The 18,698-nt window shown below is 29.1% G+C and carries 17 protein-coding genes and 1 tRNA gene; 7 read left to right on the top strand and 11 right to left on the bottom strand.

The window, feature by feature from the left end; all coding sequences use genetic code 11:
• Window positions 1-157: 157 nt before the first annotated feature.
• From I1A51_RS03980 to I1A51_RS03990, 3 genes are all read right to left on the bottom strand, one after another.
• Window positions 158-937, bottom strand: coding sequence for a THC0290_0291 family protein (locus tag I1A51_RS03980; protein ID WP_196891315.1), 780 nt, complete (start codon window positions 935-937; stop codon window positions 158-160).
• Window positions 938-973: 36 nt separating this feature from the next.
• Complete coding sequence (locus I1A51_RS03985; RefSeq protein ID WP_196891316.1) at window positions 974-2,578, bottom strand: Ig-like domain-containing protein; 1,605 nt, start codon at window positions 2,576-2,578, stop codon at window positions 974-976.
• 64 nt (window positions 2,579-2,642) lie between these two features.
• On the bottom strand, window positions 2,643-3,329 hold the full coding sequence (locus tag I1A51_RS03990; RefSeq protein ID WP_196891318.1) for a ComF family protein: 687 nt from the start codon (window positions 3,327-3,329) through the stop codon (window positions 2,643-2,645).
• A gap of 215 nt (window positions 3,330-3,544) precedes the next feature.
• Here I1A51_RS03990 and I1A51_RS03995 point away from each other — a divergent pair, with 215 nt between their 5' ends.
• Entirely contained in the window at window positions 3,545-4,432 is an 888-nt protein-coding gene (locus I1A51_RS03995) for a hypothetical protein (protein WP_196891320.1), read from the top strand.
• 93 nt (window positions 4,433-4,525) lie between these two features.
• Here the strand turns inward: I1A51_RS03995 and I1A51_RS04000 are convergent, their stop codons facing one another.
• Window positions 4,526-6,406 (bottom strand): M61 family metallopeptidase, encoded by a 1,881-nt coding sequence (locus tag I1A51_RS04000; RefSeq protein WP_196891322.1) that lies wholly within the window; start codon window positions 6,404-6,406, stop codon window positions 4,526-4,528.
• A 245-nt stretch (window positions 6,407-6,651) separates the two neighbouring features.
• Between I1A51_RS04000 and I1A51_RS04005 the strand changes: the two genes are divergently transcribed.
• Window positions 6,652-9,255 carry a plasma-membrane proton-efflux P-type ATPase gene (locus I1A51_RS04005; RefSeq protein WP_196891323.1) on the top strand — a complete coding sequence of 868 codons (2,604 nt, stop codon included), beginning with the start codon at window positions 6,652-6,654 and terminating at the stop codon, window positions 9,253-9,255.
• Window positions 9,252-9,983: a PPK2 family polyphosphate kinase gene (locus I1A51_RS04010; RefSeq protein ID WP_196891325.1), complete on the top strand. Its 732-nt coding sequence runs from the start codon at window positions 9,252-9,254 to the stop codon at window positions 9,981-9,983. The genes I1A51_RS04005 and I1A51_RS04010 overlap by 4 nt, the downstream gene beginning before the upstream one ends.
• Window positions 9,984-10,035: 52 nt before the next feature.
• Here the strand turns inward: I1A51_RS04010 and I1A51_RS04015 are convergent, their stop codons facing one another.
• Entirely contained in the window at window positions 10,036-10,614 is a 579-nt protein-coding gene (locus tag I1A51_RS04015) for a 50S ribosomal protein L25/general stress protein Ctc (protein WP_196891327.1), read from the bottom strand.
• A gap of 18 nt (window positions 10,615-10,632) precedes the next feature.
• Entirely contained in the window at window positions 10,633-11,574 is a 942-nt protein-coding gene (locus tag I1A51_RS04020; protein WP_196891329.1) for a ribose-phosphate pyrophosphokinase, read from the bottom strand.
• Between the two features lie 129 nt (window positions 11,575-11,703).
• Between I1A51_RS04020 and I1A51_RS04025 the strand changes: the two genes are divergently transcribed.
• A tRNA-Leu gene (locus I1A51_RS04025) sits at window positions 11,704-11,785 on the top strand.
• Window positions 11,786-11,910: 125 nt separating this feature from the next.
• Here I1A51_RS04025 and I1A51_RS04030 read toward each other — a convergent pair.
• The 3 genes from I1A51_RS04030 to I1A51_RS04040 are packed head-to-tail and all read right to left on the bottom strand — an operon-like array spanning window position 11,911 to window position 14,043.
• Complete coding sequence (locus tag I1A51_RS04030) at window positions 11,911-12,258, bottom strand: hypothetical protein (RefSeq protein WP_196891331.1); 348 nt, start codon at window positions 12,256-12,258, stop codon at window positions 11,911-11,913.
• Window positions 12,259-12,317: 59 nt separating this feature from the next.
• Window positions 12,318-13,436: an alanine racemase gene (alr, locus tag I1A51_RS04035; RefSeq protein ID WP_196891332.1), complete on the bottom strand. Its 1,119-nt coding sequence runs from the start codon at window positions 13,434-13,436 to the stop codon at window positions 12,318-12,320.
• Window positions 13,426-14,043 carry a thymidine kinase gene (locus I1A51_RS04040; protein WP_196891334.1) on the bottom strand — a complete coding sequence of 206 codons (618 nt, stop codon included), beginning with the start codon at window positions 14,041-14,043 and terminating at the stop codon, window positions 13,426-13,428. The genes alr and I1A51_RS04040 overlap by 11 nt, the downstream gene beginning before the upstream one ends.
• A gap of 105 nt (window positions 14,044-14,148) precedes the next feature.
• Here I1A51_RS04040 and I1A51_RS04045 point away from each other — a divergent pair, with 105 nt between their 5' ends.
• The 3 genes from I1A51_RS04045 (at window position 14,149) to I1A51_RS04055 (ending at window position 17,193) form a co-directional block, all read left to right on the top strand.
• A complete protein-coding gene (locus I1A51_RS04045; RefSeq protein WP_196891335.1) occupies window positions 14,149-15,576 on the top strand; it encodes a hypothetical protein in 1,428 nt (475 codons plus the stop codon).
• A gap of 21 nt (window positions 15,577-15,597) precedes the next feature.
• Complete coding sequence (locus I1A51_RS04050) at window positions 15,598-16,200, top strand: DUF4254 domain-containing protein (RefSeq protein WP_196891337.1); 603 nt, start codon at window positions 15,598-15,600, stop codon at window positions 16,198-16,200.
• A 75-nt stretch (window positions 16,201-16,275) separates the two neighbouring features.
• The gene (locus I1A51_RS04055) at window positions 16,276-17,193 is read left to right on the top strand and encodes an endonuclease/exonuclease/phosphatase family protein (RefSeq protein WP_196891338.1); all 918 of its coding nucleotides are present in this window, start codon (window positions 16,276-16,278) and stop codon (window positions 17,191-17,193) included.
• A gap of 47 nt (window positions 17,194-17,240) precedes the next feature.
• Here I1A51_RS04055 and I1A51_RS04060 read toward each other — a convergent pair whose 3' ends face one another.
• A complete protein-coding gene (locus tag I1A51_RS04060) occupies window positions 17,241-17,876 on the bottom strand; it encodes a hypothetical protein (protein ID WP_196891340.1) in 636 nt (211 codons plus the stop codon).
• A 65-nt stretch (window positions 17,877-17,941) separates the two neighbouring features.
• Window positions 17,942-18,685 carry a ribonuclease III gene (gene rnc / locus I1A51_RS04065; protein WP_196891342.1) on the bottom strand — a complete coding sequence of 248 codons (744 nt, stop codon included), beginning with the start codon at window positions 18,683-18,685 and terminating at the stop codon, window positions 17,942-17,944.
• Window positions 18,686-18,698 lie beyond the last annotated feature (13 nt).

The raw sequence follows: 18,698 nt of genomic DNA on the forward strand, positions 1-18,698 counted from the left end.
AGAATTCAACTAAAAAAATGATAAAGCATTGAATTCTTATTTCTTTTCTTCCTCTATTTAAAAATTGTTTTTTAAAACGCTATTTTTTTATATAAAAAAACCCATGAAATAAGTATTCATGGGTAGTATATTTCTTTAAAAAAGATTATTGAATTTCTTATAAATGGAAGATATAACCGATTTGTACAGCAAAAGCCCAATCGTTATATTTATTTTCAACAGCTCTTGCATTTAATCCATCAATCCAATCAGACCAGAATAATCTCCAGTTTGCTTCTAAAAGAATATTTGAATTCTCACTAACTTTAAAACGTGTTCCAGCACTAAAAGTTGTTGAAAAATCAATTCCTGGATCCATATCAACAGTTCCTACTTTACTCCATTTATCGTAAAGTATACTTCTATCAACTTCCCAATCACCTAAAGAAGATTCCATTTCAGGATTATAATAACTTAATCCAGCACCAATTCCAACATAAGGTGACCAATTGAATCCTCTATAAATTCCTCCTTCAAAATCTGAAATTTCTTTTAAATGAAATTCAAATCCAGTAGATAAGTTTATGATCATAGTACTTCCAGTCATTGCTCTTAACTTTTCAGCATTGTACGAAGTTCTATCATCTTCAACGTATTTTCCTGTGTGTTCTAATGAAGAATACATTAATGATAATTCATTTTTAATTCTGAAATGCTCATTAAAGAAGCTATATCTTCTAGAATATCCATCTATTTTTGTAAAATTGATATAGTTTACTACTCCAGCAGTAAAACCAACATATCCTTCGAAATGATGTCTTTCACCGTAATCTGTTTTTATGGAAGCAGGCCCTACAAAACCTCCTAATTCAAAACTAGCTCCAAATTGGGAGTAAGATTTTGAAAAATAAACTGAACTTAAAAACAGAATAATAATTGTGGGGATTGTGTATTTCATTTTATTCTCGTGTATATATTAATTTATAAGCAATTATTATTTTAAAATAACTTTTTCAAAAATATCAGCGTTTGGTCTAATTTTAATTTTAGAATTATAATAAAAAACTTCTTCAGGTTGCTCTTTATTTAAGAAGCTTCCTGTATCCCACTTTCCATTTTTATTTTCATCTATTATAATTCTAAGAGCATATGAATTTTGCTCTAACTGATCAAATTTAATCGTTTCCATTTTATCAGATAAAATAGTTTGTAAAACATTATCATTTTCATCTAATAGTTGAACAATTATCGGATATTTTTCTACACCTTCAATATCTAAAAATAAATTTCCATAATCTGCAATTGATTTCGTTTGGAATCTATATTGAAGCGTATCATTTGTTTCTTCAAAAAAGTCTTTTAAAGCGCCAGGAAGAAAATCGATTTTATAATTTTCATTCTGTTTTTTCTTAAAATCTATGTATAAATTGATTTTATCTTTTGATAAATATATATTTTTCTGAGTAACTTCAACAGAATCTTTCTCAAAAAGTTGAATTTTTGTAGTATCCACAGAAATTAATGGAATATTCGCTGAAATATTAAACGTATCTTTTAAGTGTAAATCTCTTGTCACATTATTTGTAACATTTAAAGAATCTATTTTTTTCGTTCTAAGTTTCACTGTAAAATCTTCAGCATATTCTTTTTTATGTACATTAAAACTTAGCGAATCAATTCCCTCATAAGGTTTAAACCAATAATTTAAAGTATCCTTTTCTTTCTCTTTTGTGATAAAATAAGTAAAATCAGATGGAACTTCAGAAATCACATCAATTTGTAAACTATCAGCATTTCCTTCATAACCAAAATCTAATTTTCCTTGATATTCTTCTTTTGGTTTATACACTTGTAATGGTAACTCTTCTTTAAACAATTTTATTGTATACATCGTATCTGTTGGAATTGTAACTGGCTCAGAAACAAATCCAATCTTCATTGTTTTCGGATTAAATTTATAAGAATTCTGCGATCCACCTTTTAAAGCAACCATTACATATTTTCCAGCTTTTAAGTTTGTAAACTGAAAATATGTAGAGTCTAAAGTGTTTGAAATATATTTTGGATTTTCTTTATAAATAATCGAATCTGTAAATTTATTATTTACTTCATAAAGCAAAACAGAAACATTTTTTTCTGTTTCTCTATCAAATGCATCCACAACATTTCCAGAAACTGTCAACGAGTCAATATAATTTCCCGTTGAGAAAACATATTTAAAATCGTGCAAAATATTTCCTTCATTATTTCCTACAACACTATTTCCAAAATTGAAAATATAGGTTGTATTCTTCGCAAGTGTATCATTAATTTTAATATTAATAAATTTCGTTGCACTACCAACAGGTGTAATTTCAGGCATATTTTCCATTGGAGGAGAAATAATCAACTGATTAAATAAATCCTGAAGTTTTACATATTTATTAAAATTGATTCGAACTTTTTTGCTGTCGAAATTAACTGTTTCATTATTAGGTGAAGCGGAAACTAAATAAGGCGCTGTTTCATCTTTTGGTCCACCACTTGGCATTCCTCTTTTCGCACAACTAACGGCTAATAAAGTAACGGCAAAAATGATATAAAATAACCTTTGTTTCATTCTTATTTATTTTGTTGCAAATAAACAATTTATTTTGCCAAATTACATAAAAAAAACAATAATTTTAGTGTGCAAAAGCGATGCTGGCAATACTTATTTTAATGTTTTTCACTTTCAATAATTCTTTAGAGCAAGATTCAATCGTCGCTCCTGTTGTGATTATATCATCAATAAGAAGTATATGTTTATTTTCATATTTTTCTGGATTTTGAATCTCGAATATATTTTGCGTGTTTTTAAATCGTTCTTCCGTATTTTTTTTCGTTTGAGATTCGGTATTTTTAATTCTTTTTACATTTTTCTCACAATAATGTGCGTCAATTTTTTTAGATAATGTTTTTCCAAATAACGTATTCTGATTATAACCTCTAATTTTAAATTTTTGTTGGTGAAGTGGAATCGGAATTACATAATCAATTGTAGAAAAATATTTACTATTTAAAATTTCTTCACCTAATAATTCACCAAAAAACTCGCCTATTTTTTGCTTGTTTTTATATTTTAAAACATGAATTAAATTTTGAATTTTTCCTTTCTTTGAAAAAAAATAAAGGGAAGTCGCATGTGTTAAAGGAATTTTACCCTTAAATAACTTTTTTAAATCATTTTCTTCAACATTACTATAATTTGTAACTGGTAAATTCGTTCTACAATTCAAACAGATGTTAAAATTATCATCCGAGATCTCTTCAAAACATCCGAGACAGTATTGAGGGTAAAATAAATCAATGATTGGTGATACGATACTCATCTTTGTAACTAATTATGACTTTACTCCGTTAAGTTAAGAAAATATTAAAGAAGAATTTTTAGTTAATATTTTTTTAACACATGTTTTACAATGAATTATGGCACGGGTTTTGTCAAAGGAGATTGAAAATATTTTTAATTTAAAATATGGGAAATAAATTAATAAATATTAGTTTTGTTAAAAATTAAGTAATTAAAATCAAAATAGTCTTATAAATGGAAGAAAATAATAATAAATCATCAAACAAAATTGTAATAATTATTCTTGCAGTTTTATTATTAGGTGCTGTTGGATACATGTTTTGGTCAAGAACAGAACACCAAAAAGTAGTCGCTCATATTAAAGATGAAAAAACACAATTAATTGAGAACTTAAAAAGCGAAAAAGCTCGCTACGAAACTTTAGAAATTGCAAATGATAGCTTACAAACAGAATACCAAGCAACAATTGCAAGTTACGATGAGCAAATCGCTGAATTAAGCAAAAAGAACGATATTACTCTTGCTGATTTAAAAAAGTATAAGAATCGTTACTGGGCTGCTAAAAAGAAAGCAGAAAAATTGGAAAAAGAGAATGAAAGAATCAAAAAAGAAAACGAATTATTAAAAACTGATTTAGAAACTACGAAAGCTGACTTAGAAAGTCAAAGTAAATTAGCTTCTGATTTAGGTCAAGAGAAATCTTTACTTGAAGGAAAAATCGCAATCGGTGCTAGATTAAGTATTGATAATGTTCAAATCGTTGCAATGAAAGAACGTAGCAATGGTAAATTAAAACTTACAACAAAATCTAGAACTACAGACGTTTTCAGAATTAGCTGTTTAATTAGAGAAAATTTAATCGCTACTTCTAAAGAATTAGATGTTTATATTGAAATCTTAGGACCAAATGGTGCGCCAGTTGAAACTACTGGAAACATCACTATCGAAGATGGAACTGTTGTAGAATATATCGATCATACTTCTGTACTTTATGAAAAAGAAGATTTAGAAGTTGTTTCTGCTATCAATGTTGATAGAAAGAAAATTACAAAAGGTGTATACACTGCAAACATTTACTTAGAAGGAAGATTAGTAGGTTCTCAAATCTTACAATTAAAGTAATTTAGACAACAAACTCATTAACAATAAAAAACTCCTAAGAAATTCATCTTAGGAGTTTTTATTTACCCGATAGTTATTTAAAAATTGGATATTTTAATTAAACATCCAAGCTTTTCTTAATTTTACTTTTGCATCTGACTCTGGTAAATCTAAAGCTTTTAATTCCGATTTTTCAACTGTTGGCTGAATTGCTTTTCCAGTTAAAGTTACTTCCGTTCCATCTCTCATAACTTTCATTTGGATTGCATCTCCTTCTTTTATTGCCATAGAAGCGAAAATTAATTGCTGTACATTATCTAAATTATATGCTTCACCATTTAATTCTTTTAATATATCTCCACTTTTTACACCTAAAGCTTGTAATCCTGAATTCGTTCCTAAATATCCAGGGAAATAAATCTCTTTTGATCCTTTCACTACATCGATAAATGGAACTTGACCATTCAATAAATAAGAAACTGGAGATTGAGAAACTTGTGTACTTAATCCTACTTTTTCAAATAATGTATTATAATCAATTGGTAAATTTCCTTTTACATGTTTTGTAAAGAATTCTCCAATTTCTGGATACGTCATTTCTGTAATTTCTGCAATAATTTCATTATCAATAAATGGTTTTTCCATTCCATATTTTAAGGAAAGTTTTTTCATTACATCTAAAATTCCCATTTCTCCATTACTCAATTCTCTCAACTGAATATCTAAAGCCATTCCAATTAAAGCTCCTTTTTGATACACATTTGCATATTGCGCTTTGTATGGCTCCTCTAATACATTTTCACTCATTTCTGTGAATGACATCGTATCGTTAAATCCTTGTGCAGATTTAATTTTTCCAGCTATTCTATTATAAAAATCTTGCTCGCTAATTAACTTCTGATTAATCTGAAATAAATTCGCAAAATATTCTGTGATTCCTTCATACATCCATAAATGTTGTGACATTTTTGGTTTGTTAAAATCAAAATAATGAACTTCTTCTGAATGTACATTTAATGGAGTCACTATATGGAAAAACTCATGAGAAACAATATCTGTTAAAGATTGCATCAATGAAGCTTGAGGCATTTGTTCTGGCATTACAACAACTGTAGAAGTATGATGTTCTAAAGCTCCAAAACCTTGCGCATCATTATCAGCTAAAGTAGAAAGATACACTAAAATGCTATATTTTTTTGTTGTATTCATTTCTCCTAAGAACGTCTTCTGAGCATTCATCATTTTGTTCATTTGCTCTCTTAAACTTTCTTCATTATAAGTTCCATTTGGAGAATATACATTGATAGAAATATCAATTCCATTTACATTAAAAGTAATTTCTGGAGTCGTATCATACATAATTGGGTTGTCAATTATATCAAAATAACGACTTGCATGGAAAACATCTCTTCCTTTACGTTCTGTATTTTCAGATAATTTAATCTGTTGTAAAGATGTACTTCCATACATATTTTCAGGTTTTAAAACCGTCAAATCATATGGTGATTGTTTCATTCCTTCAAAATATCCAATCATGGTATGAAGATTTAAAACAAAGTTTTTATCTTTTTCAAAATTAGTTCCCGCAGGTGAAAAAACTACATCATCTTCTCCTTTTGATTTTTCTGTATCATACGTATCATTTGTTAAATAAACAATCTTATCTAATTTTTTCGCATTTTGGATTTCCCAAGAATTAACATTCAATTTTTTTACTTCTAATTCTTCTCCATTATAATCATATGCTTTGAAATTTTCTAAATATTGTCCATAATCATAATTCTGATACGTTCCAGGAACAATTTTAGGAACATGGTAAACAATTGTTTCTGATTTAATTTTTTGAGGATCAACAGTAACTTTTACTTTGTCATCTTGTACATCTACTAAATCAATTGTAGTTGCAATTGGAGAATTTACCTTTTTATCCGTTTTTAAAGTCTTACAACTATATAAAGTCGCAACGGCAAACATAGATAGAACAATTTTTTTCATATCTTGATTAGTTTAAAATTTGGTTTCAAAATTAACTATATGACTACGTTTAGTATGTATAATTAGTTAAAGCTTTGTTAAAACCTTAAAAAAAATTTAAAACTATACTAAAAATCAATCAGTTATCAATATTTAATTAACAATCATAAACTTCTCATAGTATTCTGTTTCTTCTATTTTAAAATGTAAAAATAAAGCTTTAACTTTAAGCAAATCAGCTTTTTATAAATTCAACAGATTACATTATGGGAGATAATAAAAAGGAAAAGAAAGATTGGAAAAAAATCGCTTCTGATTTAAAATCAGATGTAGAAAAAGGTTTATCCGAGAAAGAAAGTAAAGTTAGATTAGAAAAATATGGCTTTAATGAAATTCCTGAAAAAGAAGAATCTATTTTTCAACGAATTATAAAAAGACTTTGGGGACCAATTCCTTGGATGATTGAAATTGCCGCAATTCTTTCTGCTGTTGCAAAAAAATGGGATGATTTTACAATTATCGTTATTCTTCTTCTCGTAAATGTTATCATCGATTTTGCACAAGAAGCAAAAGCTTTAAGTGCTTTAAAAGTTTTAAAAAATACTTTGGCTAAAAAAGCTTTGGTCAAAAGAAATGGAAAATTTGTTGAAATTGAAGCTAAATTCTTAGTTCCTGGTGATATTATTAAATTAAAAATTGGAGATGTTGTTCCTGCTGATGTTGTTTTAATCGGTGGTGAATTTGTACAAATTGATCAAGCTGCTCTAACTGGTGAATCTCTTCCTGTTCATAAATCTGTCGGTGATATTGCCTATAGTAATTCTGTTATTAAAGTTGGTGAAATGGAAGCAATTGTTACCGAAACTGCAATGAATACTTATTTCGGAAAAAGTGCTTCTCTTGTAATTAAAGCTGGAAAAGAACAAAAAAGTCATTTTCAAAAAGCAGTTCTTAAAATTGGAAATTGGCTAATTATGCTTACTATTTGTTTAGCTATTATCTTAATTATCGTTTCTCTCTTCCGACATGATCCAATCATGGAGGTTCTCCGATTTATTCTCGTTTTAGTTGTCGCATCTATTCCTGTTGCAATGCCAGCAGTTCTATCTGTTACCATGGCAATCGGAGCAATTAATTTGGCAAAAAAACAAGCAATTGTAAGTCGCTTAGCAGCCATTGAAGAAATTGCTGGAGTTTCAGTTCTTTGTAGTGATAAAACTGGAACTTTAACACAAAATAAAATGAGTACAGCAGATCCAGTTTTGTTTCATGATTTTACTGAACAAGATTTATATCTCTATGCCGCTTTAGCTAGTAAAAAAGAAAATAAAGATCCAATTGAAATTCCGATTTTTGAAAAAATTGATAAATTAAAACTTAAAGATAAAATCACCGAATTTACACAAGAAAAATTTACACCTTTTGACCCTGTAATTAAAAGAACTGTAGCTGATATTCAAAATCATTCTGAAAAATTCACAGTGACAAAAGGAGCTCCACAAATCATCGCTTCCCTTTGTGAAGACGAAAAATTAGAAAAAGAAATTCATCAAAAAGTTTATGAGTTTGCAAAAAAAGGATATCGAACAATTGGTGTTGCAAAAAAGAATGAAAAAGAAAAATCGTTTGATTTCATTGGTTTAATTCCACTTTTTGATCCTCCTAGAACAGATTCAAAATCTACTATTGCAAAAGCGAAAAAACTTGGCTTACAAGTAAAAATGATTACAGGAGATAATCAAGCAATTGCAAAAGAAATTGCTTCATTATTAAATATTGGAGAAAATATTTTAGATACACAAGAACTTCGTCATGAAGGTGCAAATAAAGAACTTTCTATTCTGGCAGAAGTGATTGGTGGAGCATTGTATAAAAAACTTGCTCCAAAATCAACAGAGCAAGAAATTAAACATTTTCAGGATGATTTAGTAGAAGAAGTTGTAAAAGAATTAAAGGAGGCAAATTTACCACATGGACATATTCGAAAACATGAATCGCAAATCATTGAAACAATTGAAAACGCTGATGGATTCTCACAAGTTTTTCCAGAAGACAAGTATTTTATCATTGATGAATTACAAAAAGCCGATTATATTGTTGCAATGACTGGTGATGGTGTAAATGATGCGCCAGCCTTGAAAAAAGCAGATGCAGGAATTGCTGTTTCTGGTGCAACAGATGCGGCTAGAGCTGCTGCTGATGTTGTTTTAATTGCTCCTGGACTTTCTGTTATTATCAATGCTATTACAGAAGCTCGATTGGTTTTTGAACGAATGAAATCTTATGCAACTTTTCGAATTTCAGAAACAATTCGTGTGATTCTTTTTATGTCGCTTTCGATTATTGTTTTCAATTTTTATCCTTTGACAGCAATTATGATTATTCTTCTTGCTTTATTAAATGATATTCCAATTATGATGATTGCTTATGATAATGCTGAAACAAGTAAAAAACCTGTTCGATGGAATATGCGGGAAGTAATGTTAGTTGCAGCAGCAGTTGGTTTTGCTGGATTAATTGAATCTTTCATTTTATTCTATTATTTGGAAGAACATCATTTTCCTGAGCATATTATTCAAACTTTAATGTTTTTAAAATTAAGTGTTGACGGACATTCTACACTGTATCTGACAAGAACTTGGGATAAACATTTTTGGAAAAAACCATATCCTTCTCCAAAACTTTTTATCCCTACTTTTTCAACTCAAATTTTAGCAACATTTTTTGCTGCTTATGGTTTATTAATGCCAGCTATCGGATGGAAATATGCAGGATTTATTTGGGCTTATGCAGTAGTGTGTTTCACTGTAAATAATTTTGTAAAAATGGGAGCTTTTAAACTTTTAAGAAGAAAAACAAAGAAATTATGAAGAAGTTAAAACACATTCCAACGAAACCAGAAAAATCAATTTCAAGACAAGAAATTGAAACAAAAACAGAAGAATTAAAAGAAAAATTATTCAAAATTCAAGATGTTTTTTATGCTTCTAAAAAATTTAGTTTATTAATTATTCTTCAAGGAATGGATACTGCGGGAAAGGATGGAACAGTTCGTCATGTTTTTTCTTGTTTAAATCCACAAGGTTGTACAGTAAAATCGTTTAAAGTTCCGACAGAAGAAGAAGCTTCTCACGATTTTTTATGGCGAATTCATAAAGAAACTCCAGCAAAAGGAATGTTTCAAATTTTTAACCGATCTCATTATGAAGACATTTTAGTTCCAACAGTTCATGAACTTTTAGATGAAAAAATAATTGAGAAACGTTATGAAAAAATGAATCATTTCGAGAATCATTTAAAAGATAATGATACAATTATTATCAAATTTTTCTTACATATTTCTTTAGAAGAACAAAAAAAGAGAATTGCAAAAAGATTGGAAAATCCGAATAAGAAATGGAAATATAGTCCAGAGGATTCGAAAGATGAAAAATTTTGGAATTTGTACCAACAAACTTATGAGAAAATTTTTAATTATTGTTGTACACCAATTCCTTGGGAAATTGTTCCTGCGGATGAAAAATGGTATCGAAATTATTTAATTGCAAAAAAAGTATTAGAAACTTTAGAAGCATTAAATTTAAAATATCCATCATAAAAAAACCACTTCAAAATTGAAGTGGTTTTTAGTTTTATCAACAAGAAGAATATTAATTTTCTTCTGCTTCTTCAGCTTTTTTAGCGTTACGAGACATTCTAACTTGAGCAACTACAGTGTTATCTGGATGCATGATAGAATAGTTTTCATTACCAACTTGAGTAACATATAATTTGTTTCCGATTTCTAATCCTGAAATATCAGCAGAAATAAAATCTGGTAAGTTAGCTGGTAAAGCTTTTACTCTTAATTTACGCATGTTGTGACGTAAAGCTCCTCCTCGTACAACTCCTGGAGAAGTTCCAGTTAATCTTACAGGAATATCCATTGCGATTTCTTTGTTTTCAAATAACTGGTAGAAATCAATGTGTAAAATTTCGTCAGTTACTGGGTGAAATTGGATATCTTGTAAAATAGCAGAATAAGTTTCTCCTCCTTCAATTTCAATCGTTGCAGTGTATACGTTCGGAGTATAAACTAAACTTTTGAATGATTTAGCATCTGCTGAAAAACTTACAGTATTTTCTCCTCCGTATAATACGCAAGGTACCTTTTCAGCATTACGTAAGGCTTTTGTTGCTTTTTTACCTACGCTTTCTCTTAGAGATCCTTTGATTGTTATTGATTGCATTTTAAATAAAATATAAAATTAAATAATAAATTTATCGCTAATTGAAGTGTTATCTTGCACTTTATGCATCACCTCTGCGAACAAAGGGGCGCAAGATACAACTTTTATTTTAGAACTACTACTTTTTAACGGAATTGTATCAGAAACAATTAGTTCTGTTAATGCAGAATTATCAATTCTTTCATAAGCATTTCCTGATAAGATAGGATGTGTTGTAATTGCTCTTACACTTTTCGCTCCTCTTTCCATCATCAAATCAGCAGCTTTTGTAAGTGTTCCAGCAGTATCAACCATATCATCTACTAAAATCACATTTTTTCCTTTAACTTTCCCGATAAGTTCCATTGTAGAAACCTCGTTTGCTTTTTCTCTTTGCTTATAACAAATTACAACATCACTTTTTAAGTATTTTGAATAAGCATAAGCTCTTTTAGAACCTCCCATGTCAGGCGAAGCGATTGTAATATCGTCTAAACCTAAACTTTCGATATAAGGTAAGAAGATTGTTGAAGCAAATAAATGATCTACTGGTTTTTCAAAGAAACCTTGGATTTGATCTGCGTGTAAATCCATTGTCATTACTCTTGTTGCTCCAGCAGATTGTAATAAGTTTGCTACTAATTTCGCTCCAATTGCTACACGTGGTTTATCTTTTCTATCCTGACGTGCCCAACCGAAATAAGGAATTACCGCTGTAATATGTCTTGCAGAAGCTCTCTTTGCTCCATCTAACATTAAAAGCATTTCCATTAAATTATCAGCATTTGGGAACGTTGATCCGATAATAAATACTCTACGTCCTCTTACAGATTCTTCAAATGCAGGTTGAAATTCTCCATCACTGAATTTTGAAAGTTTAACATCTCCTAATTCAGCTCCGTATTCTTTAGCTATTTTGTGTGCTAAATCTAAACTCTGTGAACAAGCAAAAATTTTTGGTGGAAGGTGCATATTTTCCATTTTTTATTTAGTTGTGTTTTAAGTACTTAAAAGTATAGTGTTGTTATAAGCCGCAAATTTAGAAATTATTTGAAAAATGCTTAGTTAATAAACCAAAAATATTTACTAAATTTGCTTGACTTTTTACCAGCCTTGGTGGCGGAATTGGTAGACGCGCTGGATTCAAAATCCAGTTCCCTCGGGAGTGTGGGTTCGATTCCCACCCAAGGTACAAAGCCTTTTAAGAAACAAATCTTAAAAGGCTTTTTTTATGTTTTAATTTTCATGATTTAGCTTTTTAAAATTCTTTTATAATTTACTAAATATCTGAAAATCAATAAAATAATATTTTAATTTCTAAATATATTCTTGAGATTCGAAGTACATTACTATTGCTTCTTTCATCAATATTGTTTGCTCTCCTGGCTTTAAAAATGGTAAAGATTCTTTTTCTTTATAGTGTGGCCAACCATCATTATCTATAAAATCAAACTCATAATAACCAAATGGTTCTAAAACTTTACAGATGGCAATGTGCATTAAATTTACTTTTTCATCTTTTTTAAATCTTCTTGAACCTTGACCTAATTCTTGAACACCAATTAAATATAAAATTGCATCTACATTTAATTCTTCACCATCTCCAAAATCTTCGGAAAGTTTTTTCACAACGATGTCCCATTTTTCTTTTAATGTTAAAGACATACTTTTATTTTTTAAATTAAACTAAATGAATTCCGAATCTTTATTAAAATTAGAATAAATTATTTCTTTTCTGGAATTAAAACTCTTTCTACTCTTTGCGAAATTGCGGTTAAAATTTCATAAGGAATTGTTCCAATTTCTCTAGCGAAATAATCAATTGTCGTTTGCGAGTCGAATACTACAACTTCATCTCCTTCTTTACATTCAATTCCTGTAATATTCACCATAATCATATCCATACAAACATTTCCTATAATTGGAGCCATTTGTCTATGAATCTTGACAAAACCTCTTCCATTTTTCAATTGACGACTAATTCCGTCTGCATGACCAACTGGAATTGTTGCGTATTTCGTCTTTTCAGAAGTTGTAAATGCTCGATTATATCCAATAGTTTTTCCTTCTTCTACATAAGAAATTTGAGAAATCACAGATTTTAATGTATTTACATTTTTTAATTTTTCTGTTTCTTCTTCAATATTTCCAAATCCGTGAAGTCCAATTCCAAGTCGCACCATTCCAAATTGTGCTTCTTCTACATAATTCAGAATTCCTGAAGTGTTTAAAATATGATAAAATGGTTTTTCTTCTAAAAGATTAGAAAGAAAATCAGCATCTTTTTTAAATTTTTTAATTTGTCTTAAAGTAAATTCTCTTTCAGCGTGATCTTCACTCGCTGCAAGATGTGAGAAAATAGAAGTAATTTTTAGAAAAGGATTTTTTGGTAATCTTTTGCTTAATTCTTCAATCTCATGATGCGTAAATCCTAATCTATTTAATCCTGTATTAATTTTTAAATGCACAGGATATTTTTCAATTTTCTGTTCAGAAGCAGTTTTCTCAAAAGCTTCTAAAACAGAAAAATTATAAATTGTAGGTTCTAAATTATATTGAATGATTTGTTCAAAATTGATCATTTGTGGATGTAAAACCAAAATTTTCGATTTTATTCCTGCTTCACGCAAAGCAATTCCTTCTTTTGCATAAGCAACGGCGAAATAATCCACATTTTTAGTTTCTAAAAACTTTGCAATTGCAATTGCATCCGAACCATATCCGAAAGCTTTAACTACAACTGCTAAACGTGTTTCTTTTTTAAGTTTCGATTTAAAATATGCTACATTATGCGCAATAGCATTACAATCAATTTCTAAAACAGTTACATGACTATTTTTCATCATTCTTTATTTCCTCTTCTTTATTCTCGTGTTCGTGCATCGCTTTAAAATAAGCAGCTCTACTCAAAGGCTCGTATTCTTGTGTTTCACCAAGCAAAACTAAATCGTCACTTTGTGCTTTTCTATAGCTATAATGTGCTAAGTTTCCAGTTCTAGTACAAACTGCATGCACTTTCGTAACATATTCTGCGGTTGCCATTAAGGCTGGCATTGGTCCAAAAGGATTTCCTTTAAAATCCATATCCAGACCTGCAACAATTACACGTATTCCTTTGTTTGCTAACTCATTACAAACAGCAACGATTCCATCATCAAAAAATTGTGCTTCATCTATCCCTACAACGTCCATTCCTTCTGCTAAAATTAATATATTTGAAGAAGAAGGTACAGGAGTAGAATGAATTTCATTCGAATTATGAGATACAACTTTTTCATCATCATATCTAGTATCGATAGATGGTTTAAAAATTTCTACTTTTTGTTTGGCAAACTGCGCTCGTTTTAACCTGCGGATTAATTCTTCTGTTTTACCAGAGAACATTGAACCGCAAATTACTTCGATCCAACCAAATTGTTCTGTATGATTTACTGTATTTTCAAGAAACATTTTGTAATTTTCGGGCTTGAAAGGTTATCTAATATCTTTAATTTTCGGAAACCGTACAAATTTATTAAAAATAAGCACTAAACATTCAATTAAAGTCATCAACTTATGCACAAAAAATTAGAAGCTGAATTAATAAGCATCGCTCATGGCATTTTACAAATGAAAAATAGAGATGATGTAAAGGCTCTTCATGAAAAAGCACATGCCATTTATGAGAAATTATCTGTTCTTAGATTTTTGGATTATTACCAACAAACTACTCCAAATGCGACAGAAACTAAGGAAGAATTATTAGAGATTATTGCAAAATCGGCTGAAAATAAAGAACGTTTAGAAAAAGAAGCAAAGGATAAAATGATTATTTCAGAAGTAAAAAAAGTACTTTCTGAAGAAATCAAAAAAATAAATTCAACACCAAAAACAGAAACAAAACCGAAAGAAGTTGTTAACAAAGAAAAACTTGTTTCTGCTGTTAAAGAAGTAATTCAGGAAGAAACTCCAAAAAGTCAACCTGTAAAACCTACACCAAAAGTTGCGAAAGAAAAAGTAGTTGTAAAGAATGATGAGCCTACTTTAATTGTAAAAGAATTACCGAAAGAAAATACGATTCAAGAAGAATCTGATGATGTTTTTTCTAAACCAATTTCTAAAGTAATTCAAAAAGAAAAAATTACGGAAGAACCAAAAATAAAAGAAGCTGCACCAGTTGTTGAAACTCCGAAAATGGAAGCTCCAAAGGTAGAAAAACCTCAGATTGAAACACCAAAACCTACGGAAGCTGCAAAACCAAAAACGGAAGCTGAATTGGTTCGTGAGCAATTAGAAGCAATCAGAAAACAAGCAGAACAACAAAGAAAGGATTTTGAAATTGCAAAACAAAAAGCAAAAGAAAATCCACAAAAAGCAAGAGAAGAAGCTGAAGCTGAAAAAGCTAGAATTTTAGAAGAAAAAAGAAAGCAACAAGCAGAACTTCAAAGGCAAGAAGAATTAAAAAGAGCGCAAGAATTAAGATTACAACAAGAAGCACAACTTCGTAAAGCGCAAGAGTTGAAGTTAAAACAGCAACAAGAAGAAGAGTTGAGAAAAGCACAAGCTTTAAAACTTCAACAACAAAAATTAGAAGAAGAAAAAAGAAAAGCGCAAGAATTAGCATTTAAAGAACAACAAGCAAAAGAAGCACAAAAGAAAACATTAGAAGAAGAATTAAGAAATAGTGTTTCTGTTGATGTAACTTCTGAAATGTTTGAAAATCCAGAAAAATTAGGTTCTTTAGACCAAAGAAAATCATTAAATGATCGTTTGGTTAAGAATACTGTTCAAATTGGATTAAATGACCGAATTGCTTTTGTAAAACATTTATTTGATAATAGTCAAGAAGATTTTAATCGCGTTCTTTCGCAATTGAATACATTAAAATCGGAAAGAGAAGCGAAATATTTCATCACAAAAATGGTTAAACCAGATTATAACTGGACGGACAAAGAACAGTATGAAGAGCGCTTAATGACATTAATTGAAAGAAGATTTGTATAAAAAACCTAATAATCTATAAATATGAAGAGTCAAGATTATAATAATATTTTTGATAAAGTGATTGAAAAATACCATGTAATTGATAGTGTTGATCAACCTTTTGAAAATATTTACAACAAAAATACTTTAGAGCATTTGTTATATAGAAAATGTTGGATTGATACAGTTCAATGGCATTATGAGGATATTATTCGTTTACCTGAAATCGATCCTGTGGAAGCTTTAAGTTTAAAAAGAAAAATTGACGCTTCTAACCAAGATAGAACAGACATGGTAGAATATATTGATAGTTATTTCTTACACAAATACAATGATGTTACTGTGAAAGAAGGAGCAACTATCAACACAGAAAGTCCTGCGTGGGCAATTGACAGACTTTCTATTCTTGCTTTAAAGATTTATCATATGAACGAAGAAGCGACGAGAGAAACAGCTTCTGATGATCACAGACAGAAATGTCAAGAAAAATTGAACGTTCTTTTAGAGCAAAGAAATGATTTATCTTCTGCAATTGATGACTTATTAGAAGATATTTCTGAAGGTAAAAAATACATGAAAGTATACAAGCAAATGAAAATGTATAATGACGATGAATTAAATCCGATGTTATACAACAAAAAATAATTTCTGAAAGATATTTTTCACAAAGGCTATATGAATTCGTATAGCCTTTTTTTAATACTAAAATTTTAATTTTTTATGCATAAAATTGCTTTTTATAATCTGGAAAACTTTTTTGAGGTTCATCCTTATGAAGCTCGTCAGCCTCATGAATTTTCTCCAAATGGAAGAATGAAATGGGGTGATTATCGTTATCAAAAAAAGGTGGAAAAAGTATCAAAAGCAATTTCATTATTAGAAAAAGAGAAAGATTTACCAATTTTATTTCTTGGACTCGCAGAAATTGAAAGTAAAAAGATTTTAGAAGATCTTGTTTCATTTCATTTTTTAAAACCTTTTAATTTTAAATACATTCATTTTAATTCTAAATATGATCGAGGAATTGATGTTGCTTTTATTTACAATCCTAAATACTTGGAAGTTATAGATGCAACTCCTTATGAAATTCCTGTTAAAAAAACAGGAACAAAAAAGGCATTTTCAAGAGATATTCTTTATGTAAAAGGAAAATTCAAAGAAGAAATCTTACATATTTTTGTGAATCATTGGCCTTCAAAAAGAAAAAATTCTATAAAAAAAGAAAATGGTAGAATTATAGCTTCAGAAATTTTAATTGAAAAAATTCAAGAAATCAGAGAAGAAAATCAAGAAGCAAATATTATTGTTTTAGGTGATTTTAATGAGAATCCAAGCAATGATTTAATCCATAATTTTACAGAAAAAGCTGATTTATTCAATCCAATGTTTCCAATGTTTGCAAAGAATATGGGAAGTTTAAAATTTCAAGGAAAGTGGCATTTATTTGATCAAATTATGTTTTCTTCTAGTTTTTTAAAGAAAGATTCTATAAAATATCATACAACCAAAATTTATACAAATGATTATTTAATTGGTAAAAGAAATGAAAAATCAAAAGAGCCAAATCGTACATATTTTGGTAAAAATTACATTGGAGGTGTAAGCGATCATTTTCCTGTTTATAGTATAATTGGATAAAAATAATCCATAGAAATTCTTATAAAAACATCTATGGATTTTCAATATTATTTTTTATTCAATCCTAAAATTGTTGCAACTAATTTTTGTGCAAAATCTTCTGAAACAGAAGTAATAGAACTAGGATCTGTAATTTCTGAAGTTGTAACAGAAATCAATTGCTGATCTTCTGGAAGCGTTAGATTATATACAACTGTTTCTAGTGTATAAGTTTTAGAAACCGTATTATATCCTGGATGATGCACTACAAAAGCATGTGTTCCCCAATAATATCCGAATCGATTATAAACATTATAATAATTTGCTGTTGTATATCCTGGAACGTGATTTCTCATTTTTTCAAAATCAACCAAACGTGTGATTACAACATTATCAAATCCTTTTTGAACAATCTCTCTTTTGAATCTTTGTGTTTGTTTAGGATTCATTTTTTTTGAAAGATGTAAATCAGGGAAGATTAAATAACTTTGCTCTGCATCTACTCCATGTTTTTTGAATTCTTTTGTAATTCTATCCTCAGAAATTGTACGAACTTGCAATCTATCAGAAATGTTTACAACCAATGTTTTTCCATCTCTTATAGTTCCAATATCATCCGATTTCCAATCATCTGTAATTTTTACAGCTGAACAACTTCCTAACACAACTGCTAGGACAACTAATAAAACTATTCTCATATTCATCACCATATTTATTTAAAAGTTATCAAATAAATATAGCTAAAATACTTATTAACAGCTTGTTAAAATTATTTAGATTTTGATTTCATTTGTTTTCTAAAAGCATAATATGCACGCTTTGATGCAATTTCTTCTGCTTTTTTCTTTGAAGTAGCTCGACCTTTAGAAACCAGTTTTTCATCTACGAAAAGTTTCACACTGAAATGTTTTAATTTATCATTTCCTGTGTCTTCATAAACATCAAATTTAAACTGCTTCTTTTGTTTTTGACACCATTCGATAAGAAGGCTTTTGTAGCTTGTAATTTTCCCTTCTAATTTTGGAATGTCAACATGTGGTTTTATCACTCTTTTATTGATAAATTTATGACAAAATTTATATCCTCTATCTAAATAAATTGCTCCGATTAAAGCTTCAAAAATATTTCCATGAACATTTTCTCCAAATTTAGAAGAAGAGATACTACTTTCGACAAATTTTATCAATTCAAGCTCTTTTCCTAGCTCATTCAAATGCTCTCTACTTACAACTTTAGATCGCATTTGTGTTAAGTAACCTTCATTTCCAGAAGGAACTTTTTTATATAAGTAAGATGCTATGACTGCACCCAGCATAGCATCTCCTAAAAATTCAAGTCTTTCGTAATTTATTGGATTCCCTTTTTCGTCTACCTTTTTAGCAGAACGATGCGTAAAAGCAACCCTATAATAATCTAAACTTTTTGGTTTAAAACCTATAATATTTTTTAGTTCATTATAGAACTTATCATCCTTTTTAGAATTGAAGTTTACTAATTTATGAATGAATTTCATTCTTTATCTTCTT

This window comes from Aureivirga marina (assembly GCF_015767265.1).
Taxonomy (GTDB): Bacteria; Bacteroidota; Bacteroidia; order Flavobacteriales; family Flavobacteriaceae; genus Aureivirga; species Aureivirga marina.